Origin of the sequence: Lysobacter enzymogenes (assembly GCF_900106525.1) — a bacterium.
Lineage (GTDB): Bacteria > Pseudomonadota > Gammaproteobacteria > Xanthomonadales > Xanthomonadaceae > Lysobacter > Lysobacter enzymogenes.
The window spans coordinates 212476-231163 of sequence record NZ_FNOG01000010.1 but is presented as its reverse complement, the minus strand read 5'-3'; the positions used below and the strand labels follow the sequence as shown (position 1 = coordinate 231163).

At 67.8% G+C, this 18688-nt stretch carries 26 protein-coding genes and 1 tRNA gene; 17 read left to right on the top strand and 10 right to left on the bottom strand.

Going from position 1 to position 18688, the window contains the following annotated elements; translation table 11 throughout:
- The 16 genes from BLU84_RS27360 to BLU84_RS22670 all read left to right on the top strand — a co-directional run.
- Positions 1–434, top strand: a 434-nt coding sequence (locus BLU84_RS27360) for a hypothetical protein (protein WP_211664594.1), incomplete at its 5' end; no start/stop codon positions are given.
- 5 nt (positions 435–439) lie between these two features.
- On the top strand, positions 440–670 hold the full coding sequence (locus BLU84_RS27355; protein ID WP_170849229.1) for a hypothetical protein: 231 nt from the start codon (positions 440–442) through the stop codon (positions 668–670).
- Positions 667–1563: a PD-(D/E)XK nuclease-like domain-containing protein gene (locus BLU84_RS22735; protein ID WP_074872462.1), complete on the top strand. Its 897-nt coding sequence runs from the start codon at positions 667–669 to the stop codon at positions 1561–1563. The genes BLU84_RS27355 and BLU84_RS22735 overlap by 4 nt, the downstream gene beginning before the upstream one ends.
- A complete protein-coding gene (locus tag BLU84_RS22730; protein WP_074872459.1) occupies positions 1553–2341 on the top strand; it encodes a hypothetical protein in 789 nt (262 codons plus the stop codon). The genes BLU84_RS22735 and BLU84_RS22730 overlap by 11 nt, the downstream gene beginning before the upstream one ends.
- The gene (locus BLU84_RS22725; protein WP_074872458.1) at positions 2338–2697 is read left to right on the top strand and encodes an Arc family DNA-binding protein; all 360 of its coding nucleotides are present in this window, start codon (positions 2338–2340) and stop codon (positions 2695–2697) included. Before BLU84_RS22730 ends, BLU84_RS22725 begins: the two co-directional genes overlap by 4 nt.
- Positions 2694–3125 carry an Arc family DNA-binding protein gene (locus tag BLU84_RS28915; RefSeq protein WP_083383028.1) on the top strand — a complete coding sequence of 144 codons (432 nt, stop codon included), beginning with the start codon at positions 2694–2696 and terminating at the stop codon, positions 3123–3125. Before BLU84_RS22725 ends, BLU84_RS28915 begins: the two co-directional genes overlap by 4 nt.
- A gap of 68 nt (positions 3126–3193) precedes the next feature.
- Positions 3194–3763 (top strand): hypothetical protein, encoded by a 570-nt coding sequence (locus BLU84_RS22710; protein ID WP_074872456.1) that lies wholly within the window; start codon positions 3194–3196, stop codon positions 3761–3763.
- Positions 3764–3840: 77 nt separating this feature from the next.
- On the top strand, positions 3841–4032 hold the full coding sequence (locus BLU84_RS22705; protein ID WP_074865459.1) for a hypothetical protein: 192 nt from the start codon (positions 3841–3843) through the stop codon (positions 4030–4032).
- 119 nt (positions 4033–4151) lie between these two features.
- A complete protein-coding gene (locus BLU84_RS22700; RefSeq protein WP_074865456.1) occupies positions 4152–4442 on the top strand; it encodes a hypothetical protein in 291 nt (96 codons plus the stop codon).
- Between the two features lie 2 nt (positions 4443–4444).
- A complete protein-coding gene (locus BLU84_RS26815) occupies positions 4445–4633 on the top strand; it encodes a hypothetical protein (RefSeq protein WP_139174844.1) in 189 nt (62 codons plus the stop codon).
- The gene (locus BLU84_RS22695) at positions 4617–4811 is read left to right on the top strand and encodes a hypothetical protein (RefSeq protein WP_074865453.1); all 195 of its coding nucleotides are present in this window, start codon (positions 4617–4619) and stop codon (positions 4809–4811) included. The genes BLU84_RS26815 and BLU84_RS22695 overlap by 17 nt, the downstream gene beginning before the upstream one ends.
- The gene (locus tag BLU84_RS22690) at positions 4804–5193 is read left to right on the top strand and encodes a hypothetical protein (RefSeq protein ID WP_074872454.1); all 390 of its coding nucleotides are present in this window, start codon (positions 4804–4806) and stop codon (positions 5191–5193) included. The genes BLU84_RS22695 and BLU84_RS22690 overlap by 8 nt, the downstream gene beginning before the upstream one ends.
- Complete coding sequence (locus BLU84_RS22685; protein WP_074872452.1) at positions 5193–5426, top strand: hypothetical protein; 234 nt, start codon at positions 5193–5195, stop codon at positions 5424–5426. The genes BLU84_RS22690 and BLU84_RS22685 overlap by 1 nt, the downstream gene beginning before the upstream one ends.
- A complete protein-coding gene (locus tag BLU84_RS22680) occupies positions 5423–5737 on the top strand; it encodes a hypothetical protein (protein WP_074872450.1) in 315 nt (104 codons plus the stop codon). Before BLU84_RS22685 ends, BLU84_RS22680 begins: the two co-directional genes overlap by 4 nt.
- Positions 5725–5931, top strand: coding sequence for a hypothetical protein (locus BLU84_RS22675; RefSeq protein ID WP_074872449.1), 207 nt, complete (start codon positions 5725–5727; stop codon positions 5929–5931). Before BLU84_RS22680 ends, BLU84_RS22675 begins: the two co-directional genes overlap by 13 nt.
- Before the next feature lie 4 nt (positions 5932–5935).
- Positions 5936–7033, top strand: a complete 1098-nt coding sequence (locus BLU84_RS22670) for a tyrosine-type recombinase/integrase (RefSeq protein WP_233431205.1) — start codon at positions 5936–5938, stop codon at positions 7031–7033.
- Positions 7034–7104: 71 nt separating this feature from the next.
- On the opposite strand, the gene BLU84_RS22665 is transcribed toward BLU84_RS22670, so the two are convergent.
- The 10 genes from BLU84_RS22665 to thrS form a co-directional block, all read right to left on the bottom strand.
- Positions 7105–7181: transfer RNA gene (locus tag BLU84_RS22665), tRNA-Pro, on the bottom strand.
- 133 nt (positions 7182–7314) lie between these two features.
- Positions 7315–7671 carry a MerR family transcriptional regulator gene (locus tag BLU84_RS22660; protein WP_074872445.1) on the bottom strand — a complete coding sequence of 119 codons (357 nt, stop codon included), beginning with the start codon at positions 7669–7671 and terminating at the stop codon, positions 7315–7317.
- Positions 7652–7966, bottom strand: coding sequence for an integration host factor subunit alpha (locus BLU84_RS22655; protein ID WP_036101930.1), 315 nt, complete (start codon positions 7964–7966; stop codon positions 7652–7654). Before BLU84_RS22655 ends, BLU84_RS22660 begins: the two co-directional genes overlap by 20 nt.
- Before the next feature lie 45 nt (positions 7967–8011).
- Entirely contained in the window at positions 8012–10408 is a 2397-nt protein-coding gene (gene pheT, locus BLU84_RS22650; protein WP_074872443.1) for a phenylalanine--tRNA ligase subunit beta, read from the bottom strand.
- Positions 10409–10519: 111 nt separating this feature from the next.
- Positions 10520–11545, bottom strand: a complete 1026-nt coding sequence (gene pheS, locus BLU84_RS22645) for a phenylalanine--tRNA ligase subunit alpha (RefSeq protein ID WP_074872440.1) — start codon at positions 11543–11545, stop codon at positions 10520–10522.
- 16 nt (positions 11546–11561) lie between these two features.
- Positions 11562–12104: a hypothetical protein gene (locus tag BLU84_RS22640; protein ID WP_139175203.1), complete on the bottom strand. Its 543-nt coding sequence runs from the start codon at positions 12102–12104 to the stop codon at positions 11562–11564.
- Between the two features lie 31 nt (positions 12105–12135).
- Entirely contained in the window at positions 12136–12495 is a 360-nt protein-coding gene (gene rplT / locus BLU84_RS22635; protein WP_057948387.1) for a 50S ribosomal protein L20, read from the bottom strand.
- A gap of 12 nt (positions 12496–12507) precedes the next feature.
- Entirely contained in the window at positions 12508–12705 is a 198-nt protein-coding gene (gene rpmI / locus BLU84_RS22630) for a 50S ribosomal protein L35 (protein WP_027083463.1), read from the bottom strand.
- Between the two features lie 291 nt (positions 12706–12996).
- On the bottom strand, positions 12997–13530 hold the full coding sequence (gene infC / locus BLU84_RS22625) for a translation initiation factor IF-3 (RefSeq protein ID WP_394541351.1): 534 nt from the start codon (positions 13528–13530) through the stop codon (positions 12997–12999).
- Between the two features lie 93 nt (positions 13531–13623).
- Positions 13624–15522, bottom strand: a complete 1899-nt coding sequence (gene thrS, locus BLU84_RS22620; RefSeq protein WP_074872435.1) for a threonine--tRNA ligase — start codon at positions 15520–15522, stop codon at positions 13624–13626.
- Between the two features lie 464 nt (positions 15523–15986).
- Here thrS and BLU84_RS22615 point away from each other — a divergent pair, with 464 nt between their 5' ends.
- Positions 15987–18236: an FG-GAP repeat domain-containing protein gene (locus tag BLU84_RS22615; protein ID WP_139175202.1), complete on the top strand. Its 2250-nt coding sequence runs from the start codon at positions 15987–15989 to the stop codon at positions 18234–18236.
- Positions 18237–18688 lie beyond the last annotated feature (452 nt).

The following is an 18688-nucleotide window of genomic DNA, read 5'->3' as shown; positions in this document are numbered from 1 at the left end:
CAACCCAGCGCGTCGCCCTGGAGGCCAAACATCCGCACGGCGTGCATGAGGCCGTCGAACAGACCATCGCCGCTCTGGAGGTCGGCCGACGCGCACACGAGGCCGCTGCGGGCGGTCAATCCTGCGACCTGTGGTCGGCGCGGTCGGCGGCGGAGTCGGCGGCGCGGTCGGCGGCGTGGTCGGCGGAGTCGGCGGCGTGGTCGGCGGAGTCGGCGGAGTCGGCGGAGTCGGCGGCGTCGGCGGCGTGGTCGGCGGCGCGGTCGGCGGCGCGGTCGGCGGCGTGGTCGGCGGAGTCGGCGGCGTGGTCGGCGGAGTCGGCGGCGTGGTCGGCGGCGTCGGCGGCGTGGTCGGCGGCGCGGTCGGCGGCGCGGTCGGCGGCGTGGATCGCCGAGCGCGATGCTCTGTTCGCCGCGCTGGATCAGGTCGGGGTCTGACGGCCATGACCGCCCAAATCGAACCGAACCCGCGCGCGGGCCGCGAGTTGTCGATGCCGATGACGTGGCGCGACTACGTCGCTTACGCCTGTTCCTGGCTGCTGATGGCGGGCTGCGCGCTGGCGCTGTTCTTGCCGCATCCGTACGTGGTCTTCGGCCTGGTCCTGTTCGGATCGCTGGTGCTGCTCGTCGCGTTCGTCCTGAGCAAGATTCGCGGGCCGGGAGCGCACCTGTGACCGAGCGCGGCCAGATCCTGCTGGATTTGCCGGCAGATGAGTACCACCAGCGAGAACTCGGCGTCGCCTCGTCGACGGTGCTCAAGCTGCTGCACGAGAAGACGCCCGCGCACTATCGCCTGTGGGTCGATTCGGCGCACGACAACGAAACGCCCGCGCTGCTGTTCGGCAGGGCCTACCACTGCCGCGTGTTCGAGCCGGAGCGCTACGCGTTGGAGTTCGCCGTGGAGCCGGAGGGAGCGCCAGCGCGGCCGACCGACGCGATGCGCAACGCGCAGAATCCCAGCGAATCCAGCGTCGCGCGCGTGGCGTTCTGGGACCGCTGGGACGCCGAGAACGCCGGCAAGACGGTGCTTTCGCGATTCGACGCGGACCGCATCGAGGCGATGCATGCGGCCCTGATGGCGAACCCCGTCGTACGGGAGCTGCTGTTCGATGAGGACGGCGCGAACGAGGTCTCGCTGCGCTGGATCGACCCGGACACCGGCGTCGCCTGCAAGGCGCGGGTCGATCGCTGGAAGCGCACGGCCCGCATCGGCATCGACCTGAAGTCCACCGACGACGCGAGCCCCTTGGGGTTCGCGAAGGCCGTGGCCAAGTACGGCTACCACATCCAGCAGGCGCACTACTGCGCTGGCGCTGCCGCGATCGACGAGGCGTTCCGCCGTTACCTGATCGTCGCGCAGGAGAAAGCCGCGCCGTACTTGGCCGCGGTGTACGCGCTCGACGCGGCCAGCGAATCGCGCGGCTTTGAGCTGCGGCAGGAAGCGATGCAGACGATGGCCGCGTGCCTGTCCGCAGACGAATGGCCCGGTTACGGGCCGGAAACTCAGGAACTGACGCTGCCGGCATGGGCGTACGGCGACGCAATGGAGATCAGCTATGTCGAGTAACGTTTCCGACCTGCGGGACACCATCGTCCCGAAGTCCGATCAGCTGAATTCCGAGCAGCTGCTCGGCGGGCCGATCACGATCACCGTGACCGACGTGCGGCGCGGTGGCGGCGAAGATCAGCCGCTCGTCATCCACTACGAAGGCGAAGGCGGCCGGCCGTTCAAGCCGTGCAAGTCGATGCGCAAGGTGCTCGTCTTCGCGTGGGGACCCGATGGCCGGGAATGGACCGGCCGCAGCATGACGATTTTCAATCGTCCGGACGTCAAGTTCGGCGGCGAGGAAGTGGGCGGGATCCGCATCAGCCATCTGTCGCACATCAAGTCCGACATCGTGATCTCGCTGACGTCGACGCGCGGACGCAAGGAGCAGACGCGCATCAGGAAGCTGGACGAGGCCGACACGATCAGCGGTTCCCGGGCGCGACTCGAAGCGGCGGCGCGCGGCGGCATGAGCAATCTTCGCGCCGCCTGGTCGGCGATCCCGAAGGATCACCAGCGGTCTATTGGCGGTTCGAAGGGCTGCCCCGACGAACTGAAGAAGATCGCCACCGACGCCGACGCCAAGACCGCGACCAACGGCGAGCGCGCAGGCGACGAAGGCGACGCGCTCGCCAACGATCCGCCTATCACCGCCACGTCGGTGCGCAATCAGATCGCGGCGGCCGAAACCCTGGATGCGCTGGACGACGCCTTCGACCTCGTCCGCGAGCTGCCGGACCACGAGCACCCGGCGCTCGTCCAGGCCTACGAAGACCGGCGCGCTGAGTTGTCGTCATGAGAGCAAAAACGGACATCAGTCATGCGCGTGTCGGCCGCAATGGCGTACAGACGAACCTGCGTCTTCCGGAGGAGGTTCGCAATCGATTGATGATCGAAGCCGAGAAGAACCGCCGATCATTCAGCGCTGAGGTAATTCAGCGACTCATCGAATCTCTCGGGATGGAGCAATCGAGTATGGCGGAAGCGGACGACCTAGTGCATTTCAAACTGCGACTCTCAAAAGAGTTGCACGCCGTGATTGCGGAGATGGCCGCTCGCGACAACCGATCAATGAGCGCTCAGATAGTTCACATAGTCGAACTGTTCGTCAGAACAGAGTCGGCCGAATCGCAACTACGTGGAGGTGAATTGTGAGCCCGAAAGATGATGGACAAAGGAGGGGTACTGGACGACCCAAGAAAACAGAAGCTGAGCGAGGCGTAAATCTCACCACTCGCGTGCCGTCGAATCTGCATGACCGCCTCCGATTGGCCGCAACTGCTAGTGGCAGATCCATGAATGCAGAACTCATCTGGCGACTGCAGGCTAGTTTCAAAACGACAGCCGTGATCGCGCCGGATCGAGCATCAGCCGATACGAAAACTACTTTCATAGCGGATCGAATGAAGGTACACGCCGCGTCGGCTTACATCGGCCTGTCTGTCTCGTCCCTCAACAAAATGCGACATGAGGGACGCGGCCCACGCTATCTCAAGATCGGCGGCCGAATCTTCTATCGACGGAGTGACCTCGATCTGTACCTCGCGCACGGAGTCGTGGAAACCACGGACACGCGCGACTAGCCACAAATCTGCCTGCATCCGACAACAGGTGCCGAACCTTCCGCAGTACCCACCGAGGATCCGTCCCCATGTTCCAGACCGACAAGCAACCCGCTACCTGCGCGCACTACAACGCCACCGCCGAGAAACGCGGCAAGGACGATTTCGTTCCGGCCGGCGACGTCAAGCTGAAGATGGTGGTTTCGAATACCGTGCTCGACGAGTTCGGCCCCGACTACCGCGCGTTCCTCTACAGCAAGGCGAACGCGAAGCCCGTGAAGCGCGATCGCGACGAACCGGAGCAAACCGAGCTCATGCCGGCCGCGCCGGAAGACGGCCTGACCGCGCTCGCGCATCCGCTGCTCGAACCGCTGAAGCTGCGCGAGAAGTACACCGGCTACCGCCTCGGCATGGCCGCGGAGTTGGAGCTGTGCGACCCGCTGGAGTTCAGCGACGTCACGTTGTCGGGCTTCGTGTTCAAACCGCTGGACGGTGGATCCGTCGAGCTGACGTTCCACGCGCGCATCGTCGACCTGTCGCCCGAGGACTCCGGTGCGCTGCACTTCTTCAGCCGGCAGAACGTGCTACTGACGCTCGTCCCGCCCGCAGCAGCGCCGCACCAGGCCCACATCGAGGACGGCGCCGCGCAAGCGGCGTAACCACAGGCACGGCGGCGGCGCCGAGGAACCCCCTCCCCCGCCTTGGCGCCGGCCGCCACCCTATCGAGAAACGAAGCATGTCGCCGACTGAAGCAGTCAAGCAGATGTTCGACCGTCTGGAGTCCTACCTGATGGCTGCGGCAGTGCGTGGCGACGAAGACGAGAAGAACCGAATGGCGCTGCTGGTGATCGACTTGGCGGACATCGTCAAGGCCATCGACCCAGCGAGGCCGCCCGAGACCGAGGAGAACGAGCGTGTTTGTCACTGAAGAGATGGTTCAGAAGGCGCTGCATGCATTCACCACGTTTCAGCCAGTCTACTCGGACGATGCTGAGGCAATGATGCGCGCAGCCCTCACCGCAGCCCTGGGCCGGGAGGGCGGCGGGAATGGCTGACCTCTACGACAACGATCACCCGCTGGACGCGATGCAGCGAGCCATCTCGATGCTGCTGTGCCTCGGCCATCGCAACCTCGCAGATCGCCTGCACGTCGCACGGCTGCGGGTCGAGAAGCTGGCCGATGCGGCAGCCGCCGGCGCGGAAGCGACCGGCGACTACGCCGTGACGCCTGGGCTTTCGTTCGGCCCACAGCGCGCAGCGGTGCTGCGCGACGCGCTCAAGCCGTTTCAAGACGAAGGAGTCGTTCCCAAGCCCTATGTACTCGGAAAGGATATCTAGCCATGACTGAGCGCCCCTCGGATCGCGCAACTGTGCAGGAAGGCACGCCCGAATTTCTCGACCGGATCGCTGCTGAGCTGGTGCAGCGAGATCCTGGCCTGCACTCAAACCAAATCGCTGCATCGCTCCGCGGCAGGGCAATCATCTTGCGCCACGTGGAGAAGGAGAACCGTCATGAACGACCGCTCTAAGTTGCATCACTTCTGGTGGCGCGCCCGACTGGTCCGCTACCTCATCCGCTACAACTACTACGGCCGATTGGACCTGCGCAAAGCTTGGGTAGCCAGCGGCGGCGAGGCTTGGACCGACTACTACGACTCGGAAACGCATCCGCACGACGCGGTGATCGAGGACCTGAGCTATGCGTGACCTGAGGGCACTTGTCGCGAACGACTCTCATGCTGCGACGTTCCAGTCGCTCGGCCAGTACCGAACCGCGTTGCTGCGCGAGATCGACGCCTCAGCGCCGGCGGGCGCGCAGCCGATGGCGTCGGTGTGTCTCGTCACTAACCGGAACCTGCCGCACTTCGCTGCAGCCGAAATCCAGTTGTACGGCGGTTACGAGCCGAAAGTCGGAGACCGTCTCCATCTTGCGCCCCAGGACACGGCGCGGGACCGCGAGGATGCGGAGAGGTATCGGTGGCTGCGGGACGAGTTCGACCCGTCAGTAGACGACGAAATTCTGTGGCTCAGCGGCGATAGCTTCGACGCCGCAATCGACGCTGCTCGGGGCGCGGGTGGGGGTGGGTGATGGGATACATCAACCCCCTGCTGTCCCTACCAGCAGCGCAAGCGCTTCTGTCGCTGCCTGCAGAAGATCGCGCGCGGATCGAGGCGGTTATGCGCGAGCTTCGCGACCAGGCGAATCAAGAGGCCGAAAAGGCATGGAAAAAGCGCAAAGGCCCGATGGCGGCCTACTGGCGCGCCGTGGCCACCTATGCGCGCCACGTCGCGCACGCTCTATCCGTCAAGGCAAGCCCATGAGCGCCCGCCACCTGACCGAGCGCCGCGAGCCGGCAAAGGGCAGGCGGTTCGCTTGGGGCCGCATCCCCGCCGCCGGCGACGGCGAGTTCGAGCGCTTCACGACCTGGCACCTGTTCCGCCGCAGCGAGACCCGGCGCCTGCACGGAACCCAGGTCAGTGCCGGCCACCATCTGACCCGGGCGCAGATTGCGGTGCTGCTGCGCGAAGCCCGCAACGGCCTGCGCGACTACGTGGACGACCTGGACCTGCGGCACCTCGGGGTGCTGCCGGCGCTCGGTCCCGTCCAGGAGGCAGAGACATGCAGCTCATGACGCCCGCGGCGTGGGCGGAGAAGTATTTCGCGGAGGGCAGTCGTCCGTCCGAGGCGACGGTGCGGCGCTGGCTGAGCAGCGGGCAGGTCGTCGGCCGCAAGGTCGGCGGCTCCTGGTACGTGGATGAACACGCATGGCAGGCCGGCGGCGACCCGCTGGTCGAGCATGCGCTGCTGTCGATGGGGGTAGGCTGACATGATGAGCCGCAAGCGATCCAAGGCCCGGGCCGGCTGGCCGGACAACCTCTACCCGAACCGGGACGGGTTCAAGTACCGACACCCGGTGAGCGGCAAAGAGGCGTGGATGGGCAAGGACAAGGCGAAGGCCTTCGCGGCCGCGCGCAAGCTCAACGCCCTGCTGACGCCGTCGAACGACCTCGTCGCGCGCGTGCTCGACCCCGGCAAGACGGTGGCCGACGCGATCGACGTGTTCAAGAAAGACGACATGCCGGGCCGGAACTGGGCGCCCAAGACGGCCGAGAACTACGGCAGCGTGCTGAACCGCATCGCGAAGGGCTTCGGCGATCGCGACCTCGCGACCCTGTCGGTCCAGGACTGCGCCAGCTTCATCCGCGACGTGACCGAGTCGCCGCGCTCGCGCCAGCAGTTCCGCCTGGTGCTCGGCTGGGTGCTGACCTGCGGAGTCGAGGAGGGGTGGCTCGAAAACAACCCGGCGCTGGTCACCCGCCGGCATGACCACCGGCGCAAGCGCGAGCGCCTGACCATCGACGACTACAACCGGATATGGGCGAAGGCGCCGCATTGGCTTCGCGTCGCGATGGACTTGTCGCTGCTCACGCTGCTGCGGCGCGAGGACGTGGTCACCGCCAAGTTCGCCGACTGGCGCGAGGGCTATCTCTGGGTCGTGCCGGGCAAGACCGAGGGCACCACGGGGGTGCGGCTCAAAATTCGCATGGGCGAGTCCGGCGACGCGCTGATCGCGCGGGCGCGCGACGACGTGCTGTCGCCCTTCATCGTCCACATGCTGCCGGAGCGGGTGAAGCCGCAGCACCAGCGCGCGAAGGATCGCGAACACCACACCCAGGTGATGGCCGACTACCTGACGCGCGCCTTTGCTGAGTACCGCGACCTGGCCGAAGTCGGCGGCGACAACCCGCCGAGCTTCCACGAGATCCGCAGCCTCGGCGCCGCGCTGTTGCGCGTGCAACGCGGATGGACCGAGGAGCAGGTGCAGGCGCTGCTTGCCCACTCGGATGTGGACATGACGCGGGTCTATCTGGAAGACCACGAGCAGCCGTGGACCGAGGTCGATGTCGGCCTCGTGCTGTCGCGATAGGGTGGTGGTTGGGTGTACATAGGGTGGTGAGATTTTCCTCACCACCTAACCCGCTGAATCGCAATCAGAATTGGTCGGGACGGCCGGATTTGAACCGACGACCCTCTGCCCCCCAGGCAGATGCGCTACCAGGCTGCGCTACGCCCCGACGTGTATTGCGATGTCCGCTCGCAAGGAGCGGGCGGCAAGTATAGCCGCTAGAAGCAGGGAATGGGGAATAGGGATCGGGGAACTGCGCACCGCCGCGATCGCGAACGAGCGCGGATCGGCCGCCGCCGGGTTCAGCGCCGCAACAACTGCAGCACTTCCTCCAACTCCATCCGCACCTGCTTGACGATCTGCGAGGACAGCGCCGATTCGTCCTTGGCCGCCTCGCCCTCCAACCGCAGGCGCGCGCCGCCGATGGTGTAGCCCTGTTCGTACAGCAGGCCGCGGATCTGCCGCACCATCAGCACTTCGTGGCGCTGGTAGTAGCGGCGGTTGCCGCGGCGCTTGACCGGGTTGAGGGTGGGAAACTCGGTCTCCCAATACCGCAGCACGTGCGGCTTGACCTCGCACAGCTCGCTGACCTCACCGATGGTGAAGTAGCGCTTGGCCGGAATCGGCGGAAGTTCGCGGTTACTGCCCGGATCCAGCATGTTCGCCTCCGCTGTACGCCTCGACCCGCTCCTTGAGCTTCTGGCCCGGGCGGAAGGTCACCACCGTGCGCGCGGAAATCGGAATCTCCTCGCCGGTCTTCGGGTTGCGGCCGGGGCGCTGGTTCTTGCGACGCAGATCGAAGTTGCCGAAACCCGACAGCTTGACCTGGCGCCCCTGCTCCAACGCTTCGCGCAACGCATCGAAGAACGCGTCGACGAATTCCTTGGCCTCGCGCTTGTTCAACCCGACTTCGTCGAACAGCCGCTCCGCCATTTCCGCTTTGGTAAGTGCCATGGTGACCTCTGAATAACGTCCGGACCGTGACGGCGGCGCGAGGCGTCAGCTACGCAGCCTGGCGCCGTGTTCGCGTTCCACCGCGGCGGTCACTTCGGCCACCACGGCATCCACGTCCCGGTCGGTCAGGGTGCGCGATTCATCCTGCAGAATCAAGCCCATAGCGAGACTCTTGAATCCGGTTTCCACGCCCTTGCCCTGGTAGCGGTCGAACAGCACCAACTCGCGCAGGCTCGGGCCGGCGGCGGCCTGAACGGTGGCCTGAATGGCCGCCCACGGCACCGTATCGGCGACGATGAACGCGCGATCCCGGCGCACCGACGGGTACTTGGACTGTGCCCCGGCCTTGGCGATGGCGCGCTCGGTCAGCGCGACCAGATCCAGTTCGAAGGCGATGACGTCGTTATCGAGGTCGAGCGCGCGCAGCAGGCGCGGATGCAACTGGCCGATCCAGCCCAGGCGCAGCGCGCGCCCGCCGTCCACGCGCCAGACATCGGCGCTGCGGCCCGGATGCGCCCACGACGGCGCGCTCGGGCGGTACTCCAGGCGCGCGCCGGCCGCAGCGGCGAGGCTGTCGAGGTCGCCGCGCAGGTCGTGGAAGCCGACCGGCTGCGCCGCCCGCCCCCACTGCTCGGCGCCGGCGCTGCCGCAGACCGCGGCGGCGATGCGCTGGGTCTCGCGCGGCGCCTCGGCGGGCACGGCATGGAACACGTTGCCGAGTTCGAACAGGCGCACCCGCTCCTGCTGGCGCGCGGCGTTGCGCGCCAGCGCGGCGACCAGCCCCGGCAGCAGCATCGTGCGCATCACCCCGAGCTCGGCGCTGAGCGGGTTGGCCAGCGCCACCGCGCCCTCGCCCGCCTGCCACAGCTCCAGCCAGGCGGCGTCGACGAAGGCGTAGTTGACCGCTTCCAGGTAGTCGCGCGCGGCCATCTGCCGGCGCACGGTCAGCGCATCGACGCGGGTCTCGGTCGGCGCGATCAGGCGCGCGGCGCCGCCGGGCAGCGTGGTCGGGATGCGGTCGTAGCCGTGGATGCGCGCGATCTCTTCGATCAGGTCTTCTTCGATGGCGAGGTCGAAGCGGCGGCTCGGCGGGGTCACCCGCCAGCCGTCGTCGCCGCGCTCCACCGCCAGGCCCAGGGCCTGCAGGATGCGTTCGACCTCGGCGTCGGCCACGCTCAGGCCGAGCACCCGCGCCAGCCGCGCGCGCCGCAGCGTCACCGGCCGCGGCTGCGGCAGGTGTTCGGGCAACGCCGATTCGGTGAGCGGGCCGGGCGCGCCGCCGGCGATGTCGAGGATCAGCCGGGTCGCGTATTCGATCGCGGTGCGCGGCAGTTCCGGATCGACGCCGCGTTCGAAGCGGTGGCCGGCGTCGGTATGCAGGCCGAGCTTGCGGCCGCGGCCGATGATCGCGGCCGGAGCGAAGTGCGCGGCCTCCAGGAACACGTTGCGGGTGGCGTCGGTGACGCGGCTGTCGTAGCCGCCCATCACCCCGCCGAGCGCGACGATGCGCTGGGCTGCGCCGGCGCCGTCGGTGATGACGATGAACTGCTCGTCGAGCGTCACTTCCTGCGCGTTGAGCAGTTGCGTCGCCTCGCCCTGGCGCGCGCGCCGCGCGCCGACCGGGCCGACCAGGGTGTCGCGGTCGAAGGCGTGCATCGGCTGGCCGATTTCCAGCATCACGTACTGGGTCACGTCGACCAGGAACGACACCGGGCGCACGCCACTGCGGCGCAGGCGCTCGGCCATCCACACCGGCGTCGGCGCGGTCGCGTCGACGCCTTCGACGACCCGGCCGCAGTAACGCGGCACGTCGGCGCCGGCGTCGAGCTCGACCGTCAACGCTGCGTCGATCGCGGCCGGCACTGGTTCGATCGCCAGCGGCGCGACCGCGCTGCCGGTGGCGGCGGCGACGTCGTAGGCGATGCCGCGCACGCTGAAGCAGTCGGCGCGGTTCGGGGTCAGTTTGATTTCGATGCTGGCGTCGGGCAGGCCCAGGTACTGCGCCAGCGGCTGGCCGACCGGCGCGTCGGCCGGCAGTTCCAGCAGGCCGGAGGCGTCGGCGTCGATGCCCAGTTCCTTGGCCGAGCACAGCATGCCGAACGATTCCACGCCGCGCAGCTTGGCGGCCTTGATCGACAGGCCGCCGGGCAGGGTCGCGCCGACCGTGGCCAGCGGCGCGAGCAGGCCCGCGCGCGCGTTCGGCGCGCCGCACACGATCTGCACGGTGCCGCTGCCGGTATCGACCGAGCACACCTGCAGGCGGTCGGCCTCGGGATGCTTTTCGGCGCTGACGATGCGGGCGACGACGACGCCGTCGAGCGCGGCGCCCAGCGCGGTCACCTCTTCCACTTCCAGCCCGATCGCGGTCAGGGTCGCGGCGAGCTCATCGCGCGAGGCGGCGGTCGGGACGTGCTGGCGGAGCCAGTTTTCGCTGAATTTCATGGGGATGGGGCCGGGAATCGGAAAGGGGGAAGCGAGAATCGGAACACGCGATGCAGGATCGGGCGGAGGCGCTGGAACGGCACTTGCGATTCGCCGCCGCTCGCTCCCGCCTCAGGCGAACTGCCGCAGGAAGCGCACGTCGTTCTCGAAGAAGCTGCGCAGATCGTCGACGCCGTAGCGCAGCATGGTCAGCCGCTCCACGCCCATGCCGAAGGCGTAGCCGGTGTAGCGCTCCGGGTCGATGCCGACGTTGCGCAGCACGTTCGGGTGGACCATGCCGCAGCCCAGCACTTCCAGCCAGCGGGTGCTGCCGTCGGCCTGCTGCCAGGCGATGTCGACTTCGGCCGAGGGCTCGGTGAAGGGGAAATAGCTCGGGCGGAAGCGCATTTCGAAATCGCGCTCGAAGAACGCGCGCACGAATTCGGCCAGGGTGCCCTTGAGGTCGGCGAAGCTGGAATGCTCGTCGATCAGCAGGCCTTCGCACTGGTGGAACATCGGCGTGTGGGTCTGGTCGCTGTCGCTGCGGTAGACCTTGCCCAGTGCGATCATGCGCAGCGGCGGCCCGCTCTTATCGGCAACGGCCTGCAGCATGTAGCGCACCTGCATCCCCGAAGTGTGGGTGCGCAGCAGACGCGCGACGCCGGCGCTGTCGTGGGGGAAATAGAAGGTGTCGTGCATCGCCCGCGCCGGATGGTGCGGCGGGAAGTTGAGCGCTTCGAAGTTGTGCCAGTCGTCTTCGATTTCCGGGCCGTCGGCCAGTTCGAAGCCGAGCCGGCCGAAGATGTCGGCCATGCGCTCCATGGTCCGGCTGACCGGATGCAGGCCGCCGCGCGCGGCGTCGATGCCGGGCAGGGTCACATCGATGGTCTCGGCGGCCAGGCGCGCGTCGAGCGCGGCGGCGTCGAGCACGTTCTTGCGCCCGGCCAGGGCGATGGTCAGGCGGTCGCGCGCCAGGTTGATCGCTTCGCCCGCGGCCTTGCGCTCGTCCGGCGGCAACGCGCCGAGCTGCTTGAGCTGGGCGGTGACGCTGCCGGACTTGCCGAGCAGCGATACGCGCAGCGCTTCGATGGCGTCGGGGGAATCCGCCGCCGCGATCTCGGCCAGCGCCTGCTGGATCAGTTGCTCGATCTGCGCCATGTGCTCGGGTGTCCTCTCACTTGCCTTGCGTTGAATTGCCTCGCGATCGCCGGCCGCGGAGTTCCTCCGCCCAGCCCCGCGCCTGTTCGCTGCCCGCTTCGACCGCTTGCCGGGTCGCCTCGTCGCAGTTCGCCGCCGATTCCGGCGCGCCGGTCGCGACCGCCGCATTGAGCGCCACGCCGAGCAGTTGCTGGGCCGGAACGCGCTTCTCCAGCTTCTTGAGGATCGCCGCGACGTCGTCGTCGAACTGCTTCGTGCGCGATTCGTCCAGCACCTTGCACTGCTCGTTGCGGCCCTTGGCCAGCATCACCTCGCCGAAACGCTTGAGCGCGTCGGCGTCGCTTTGCTCGCGCGCCTGCGAAGCCTGCGCCGCCGTTCCCGCCATGCCTGCCAGCAACGCCAGCGCGCACCACGCGCTGCGGCCGAACCTGGAGATTCCCTTCATCGCATCCTCCTCACGGGGTTCGACGGCCCGCTTCTGCGGGCCCAGAAACGACAATGGGGAAGGACTCGCGCCCTTCCCCATGCCGTTGTGGTCCTCTTTCAAAAGTCCGCACATGGATGTGCGGGCTCTTGCGGAGGGACCCGCATCAAGCCGCGAGCGCGCTCTTCGCCTTTTCCGCCAGAGCCGCAAAACCCTTCGCGTCGTGCACGGCGATGTCCGCCAGCACCTTACGGTCGAGGGTGATGCCGGCCTTCAGCAGGCCGTTGATAAATCGGCTGTAGCTCATGCCGTTGATGCGGGCCGCCGCATTGATGCGGGTGATCCACAGCGAACGGAAATTGCGCTTCTTCTGCTTGCGACCGATGTAGGCGTACTGCAGAGCCTTCGTCACCGCCTGCTTGGCGACGCGGAAGACCTTGCGGCGGGCGTTGTAGTAGCCCTTGGCCTGCTTCAGGATTTTCTTGTGACGGCGACGCGCCGTAACACCACGCTTAACTCGTGCCATTTTTCAGTCTCCTCACAAATACGGAAGCATGCGGTCCAGACGGCCCGCGTCCTCGGCACGAACATGGTTCGTCTGCCGCAGGTTGCGCTTCCGCTTGGTCGCCTTCTTGGTGAGGATGTGGCTCTTGTTGGCGTGGCCGCACTTGTACTTGCCGGAAGCGGTCTTCCGGAAGCGCTTGGCCGCCGCCCGATTGGTCTTGATCTTGGGCATTGCGATGTCCTTTCGGATGGTTTTATGTCACTGGCCTGGGCGGTGGCTGGGCACGGCATGCGTGCGGCCACTCTTTCCGTCCTGCCCTTGCCGGCTTGTAAGTCGTTGATAACTAAAGAATCTACGACAGGTCCGTGCATCTGCATACAACAAACCCGGCGAACCGGGCCGCATAGTATGCGGGCTCGGCGCCGGGCTTGCAAATATCTTCAGGCAAATCAGGGGATTGGGAGCCAAGCTCCCTGCCCCGACCGCGCCTGGGGCCTCCCCGCGGGCGGGGAAGGACCCGGCTCAGGTCTTCTTCTTGGGCGCGATCATCATGACCATCTGCCGCCCTTCCAGGCGCGGACGCGACTCGACCACGATGTCCTCGCCCAGGTCGGCCTCGATCCGCGCCGCCATTTCGCGACCGAGCTCCTGATGGCTCATTTCGCGGCCGCGGAAGCGGATGTTGACCTTGACCTTGTCGCCCTCTTCCAGGAAACGGCGCATGTTGCGCAGCTTGATCTGGTAGTCGCCCTCGTCGGTGACCGGACGGAACTTGAGTTCCTTGATCTCGACCTGCTTCTGCTTCTTCTTGGCCTCGTTGGCCTTCTTCTGCTGCTCGAAGCGGAACTTGCCGAAATCCATGATCTTGCAGACCGGCGGATCGGCGTTGGGCTGGATTTCGACCAGATCCAGGGCTTCCTCTTCGGCCATGCGCAGGGCTTCGTCGCGCGTGAGCACGCCGATCATCTCGCCGTCGCTGCCGATCACGCGCACGCGCGGGACGCGGATTTCCTGGTTCTTTCGATTCGGCTTCTCAGGGGTACTGATTGTTGCAATCTCCAATGAAAACGCGAACTTACGCGTCTAGGGCCGTCCCGGCCTAGCCGGGACGGAGGTTGTGGCGCTGCGCGCGGGTGGCGGCCGGCCGGGTCAGGCCCGCTCGCTGGTAAGACGCGAAGCGAACTCGGCGACGGTCATCGTCCCCAGGTCCTCCCCACCCCGCGTGCGCACCGCGATCGTGCCGGTTTCCTTCTCGCGGTCGCCGGCGACGAGCAGGTACGGCACGCGCTGCAGCGTGTGCTCGCGAATCTTACGGCCGATTTTTTCGTTTCGCAAATCCGCCTCGACCCGGAACCCTTGATTTGCAAGGAGTTTCCTGACCTCTTCCACATAATCGCCCTGGGCGTCGGTGATGTTGAGCACCGCCGCCTGGACCGGCGCCAGCCAAGCCGGGAATTGACCGGCGTGGTGTTCGATCAGGATGCCGATGAAACGCTCCATCGAACCGACGATCGCGCGATGCAGCATCACCGGCGTGCGGCGCTGGCTGTTTTCGTCGACGTACTCCGCGCCCAGACGGCCCGGCATCATGAAGTCGACCTGCATCGTGCCGAGCTGCCAGGTGCGGCCGATCGCGTCCTTCAAGTGATATTCGATCTTCGGGCCGTAGAACGCGCCTTCGCCCGGCAACTCCTGCCACTCCACGTTGCACGCCGACAGCGCGCTGCGCAGCGCGGCTTCGGCCTTGTCCCAGGTGGCATCGTCGCCCAGACGCGATTCGGGGCGCAGCGCGATCTTGATCTGGATGTCGTCGAAACCGAAATCGCCGTACACCGCCAGCGCTTGCTGATGGAACGCGGTCACTTCGGCTTCGATCTGGTCTTCCAGGCAGAAGATGTGGCCGTCGTCCTGGGTGAAGCCGCGCACGCGCAAGATGCCGTGCAGCGCGCCGGAGGGCTCGTTGCGATGGCAGGAGCCGAACTCGCCGTAGCGGATCGGCAGGTCGCGGTAGCTGTGCAGGCCCTGGTTGAACACCTGCACGTGGCCCGGGCAGTTCATCGGCTTGACCGCGTAGGTGCGCTTCTCCGACTCGGTGAAGAACATGTTCTCCTTGTAGTTGTCCCAGTGGCCGGACTTCTGCCACAGCGACACGTCGAGGATCTGCGGGCAACGCACTTCGCCGTAGCCGCTGTCGCGATACACGCGGCGCATGTATTGCTCGACCACCTGCCAGATCGACCAGCCCTTCGGATGCCAGAACACCAGGCCCGGCGCTTCTTCCTGCAGGTGGAACAAGTCCTGCTGCTTGCCGATCTTGCGGTGGTCGCGCTTCTCGGCCTCTTCCATGCGCTGGATGTAGGCGGCGAGCTGCTTCTTGTCGGCCCAGGCGGTGCCGTAGATGCGCTGCAGCTGTTCGTTCTTGGAATCGCCGCGCCAGTACGCGCCGGAGATGCGGGTCAGCTTGAACGCCTTGAGGAAGCGCGTGTTGGGCACGTGCGGGCCGCGGCACATGTCCACGTATTCCTCGTGGTAGTACAGGCCCATCGCCTTCTCGTCGGGCATGTCCTCGACCAGGCGCAGCTTGTAGTCCTCGCCGCGCGAGGCGAACACCGCGATCACTTCATCGCGCGGGGTGACCTTCTTGACCACGTCGTAGTCTTTGTCGATCAGCTCGATCATGCGCGCTTCGATCGCGGCCATGTCGTCCGGGGTGAACGGGCGCTCGTACCAGATGTCGTAGTAGAAGCCTTCCTCGATGACCGGGCCGATCACCATCTTGGCGGTCGGGTACAGCTGCTTGACCGCGTGGCCGACCAGGTGGGCGCAGGAGTGGCGGATGATTTCGACGCCTTCGGGATCCTTGGGCGTGATGATGCGCAGGCGCGCGTCGTGGTCGATGCGGTCGCTGGCGTCGACCAGCTTGCCGTCGACTTCGCCGGCGACGGTGGCCTTGGCCAGGCCGGCGCCGATCGAGGCGGCGACGTCCATGACGGAGACAGGGTGGTCGAATTCGCGGCGGCTGCCGTCGGGAAGGGTAATGGCGATCATGGCTTCTTGGTTCGCAGAGCGTGAGGTCGGTGCGGCTACGGGCGGCCGGGTTGCGGCGCGGCGGGCGGCGGCGGGGTCGCGGCGGGTGACCGAAGGAAATCCCTTCGGGACGCCGCTCCTAGAGAGGGAGTGGAAAGTCCGCGGCAAACGTTCGGACAAGAAAAAAGCGCCGCGTGGGCGCCTGCGTGAGCGGGGCCGGTGCGGAGGTCAGCGGTGGGCGCGGGTAGTGTCCATGTCGCACGCTCGGCCGGCGCGTTGGCGCGGGCCACCTGGAATCTCGGTAAGACGCGGCCGGATGCCGCATCGCAGCCCCTAATAGTTGGGGACGCGGCGGGCGCAAGTCAACTGCCGGGCCCGGTACGCTCGGCGCGCCGCGGCGGGCGCGACCGCTGGCGCGGCGATGCGCGGCTCTGGGCCGCGCTGCGCGCCGATATTAGGATGGCGTCACAAATCAAGGAGGATGCATGAACAGAATCTGGATCGGGGCTGCGGCCCTGGGCTGCGCACTGGCCGCGTCGGCTACATACATGTATTGGCAGGCCGAGCCCGCGCCGGCGGGCGCTGACGGCACCGCGGTCGGCGCCGCCCAGGCCGCGACGGCTGGCTTCCGCGCCGCTCCGGCCGCCGCGCCGAAGGCGTCGGCCGCGGCCGCCGCTGCGGAATTTTCGTTCCTGCCACCGGCGCTGTACCCGATCGCCAGCGCCCGCCCCGACGACCGCATGTACCCGCTCGCGGTCGCCGTCGGCGATGTCACCGGCGACGGTCGCGACGACTTGGTGGTGACCAGCAAGTCGGCGCGCAACGAGCCGGAGTACCTGCAACCCAACGTCGACAAGGTCATGGTGTACGTGCAGCGCGCCGACGGCACGCTGCCCGCCGCGCCGATCCTGCTGGACTACCGGCCGCCGAACGGCCCCGGCGGCGCCGCCCGCGGCCTGCAGCTGGCCGACATGAACGGCGACGGCGTGCTCGACATCGCCATCGTCTTCCCTGCCGGTGCGGCGATCTTCCTCAACGACGGCGCCGGTGGATTCCGCCCGCCCTCGCCCGCGTTCCTGATGGACAGCACCACCGCAGAGGGTTCGATCGCGGTGCTCGACTACAACCAGGACGGCCGCCTGGACATACTGGCTGTAGGCTTCGGCGGCAGCGTCAGGGCCTTTCTCGGCGACGGCAACGGCGGCTTCCTGCCCGTCGCGCCGCCGAGCCTGGCCGGGACGATCATCGGCGACTGCATTCCCAGCGTGGCCGATGTCACCGGCGACGGCCTGCCCGACCTGGTCTACGCGACCGACTACAACGCCACCCTGCTGGTCCAGGCGCAACTGCCGGGCGGCGGGCTGGCGCCGCTGCGCGCGTACGCCGCGCCCGACAACGGCAAGCGCGCGTTCGGCCTGGCGGTCGGCGATTTCGACCAGGACGGCCGCAACGACGTCGCCTTCGCCGGCACGCTGGAATACGACGCCAAGGTCGGCACGCTGGCGATCTACCGCCAGAACGGCGAAGGCCGGTTCGACCCGCCCGCGGCGCTGGCCTGGCGCAACACCCGGATGATGGAAATGCTGCTCGCCGCCGACCTGGACCGCGACGGCAAGACCGACCTGGTCGGCCTCGAATACGGCCCGGGCGGCGGCCCGGAGACGTTCGGCGGCATCGGCGTGTTCCTGCAGGGCGACCACGGCTTCCTGCCGCCGCGGCTGTTCTCGCGCGCGGTCGGCAGCAGCGATGAGATCTCGATCCCGCACGGCGTGGCCGCCGGCGATCTCAACGGCGACGGCTGCACCGACGTGGCGTATGCCAGCAGCAACGGCACCGTCGTCAACTACGGCCAGAACTGCACGCCGCGGCGCCTGTCGGTGCCGCCGCGCGATCTCGACGGCGACGGCGGCAGCGACATGGCCTGGCTGCACGAACTGGGCTATCTGGCGACCTGGACCCTGCACGACGGCCAACGCCTGGCTGGACGCTCGTTCACCGTCGGCGCCGGCTGGCGCGTGCTGGCCATCGACGATTTCGACGGCGACGGCCGCGCCGAGCTGGTGTGGAGCGACGGCAATGCGATGCAGATGTGGCGCAGCGACGGCGCCGGCGGCTATCTGGGCGCGGAGATGCAGGCCTATCCGCGCGGCTACCGGGTCGTCGCCCACGGCGACTTCGACGGCGACGGCAAGGCCGACCTGGCCTGGCGCGACGCGGCCGACACCCAAGTGTCGCTGTGGTACATGGACGGCGCGCGCACGCTGCGCGGCCATGCCACCGCGCTGGCGCCCGGCGGACGCATCGCCGGCAGCGGCGACCTCAACGGCGACGGCCGCACCGACCTGCTGATCGAAAACCAGGCCACGCTGCGCCTGTGGTCCGGCCGCGCCGTCGGCGGCTTCGCCGACGCGGCGATCGGCGCCTACCCCAGCGGCTGGGTCCTGGCCGGCACCGGCGACGCCAACGGCGACGGCCGCGCCGAAGTGTTCTGGCGCCTGCCGGGCAGCGAACACCTCGCGCGCTGGTTCATGGACGGCAGCCGCCGCACCACCGGCATCGGCTATCGCCAGGATGCGGCCTGGCGGGTGCTCGACGTCGCCGACTACACCGGCGACGGCCGTGCCGACCTGGTCTGGACCGACGGCACCGGCATGCGGATGCAGGCCGCGCAGGGCCAAGGGTTCGCCGACAAGCCGATGCCGGGCTATCCGGCCGGCTGGACCTTGCAGCGCTGAGCGCAACCCAACGCGCCGGCGCCACGGCGCGCGTTGCGAACCCGCATCGCAGGCGCAGCGCCTGCGATGCGGCTGGATCGGCTGACCACGCTGTAAGGCGCCCGGCGGCATCGTCGGTGCTGCGACCGGCGGACGCGCAAAGGCAGTGACGAACGGCGCCGCGGCCCATTGCGGGCATGCGCGGCGCCACCTGCTTCCATGCAACCCCGGCTCGCCGACGCGCGCGGACCGCTACCGCGCGATGCGCGCAAGCGCCGGCCCCGGCCGCGACGCCCCCGACCGCCACCGCCCCCAACGCTGACGCCGACACGGACGTACCGCGACGCGACGCACACGGAAAGCGCGCCGCGCTGCGTTACTGTGGAGGCTTCAAGGACGCCATCTGCGTGGGGACGTGATGGGAATCAGGGAAGCCGGCCGCCTCGCTTGCGGCTGCGGGACGCCGTCGTCGA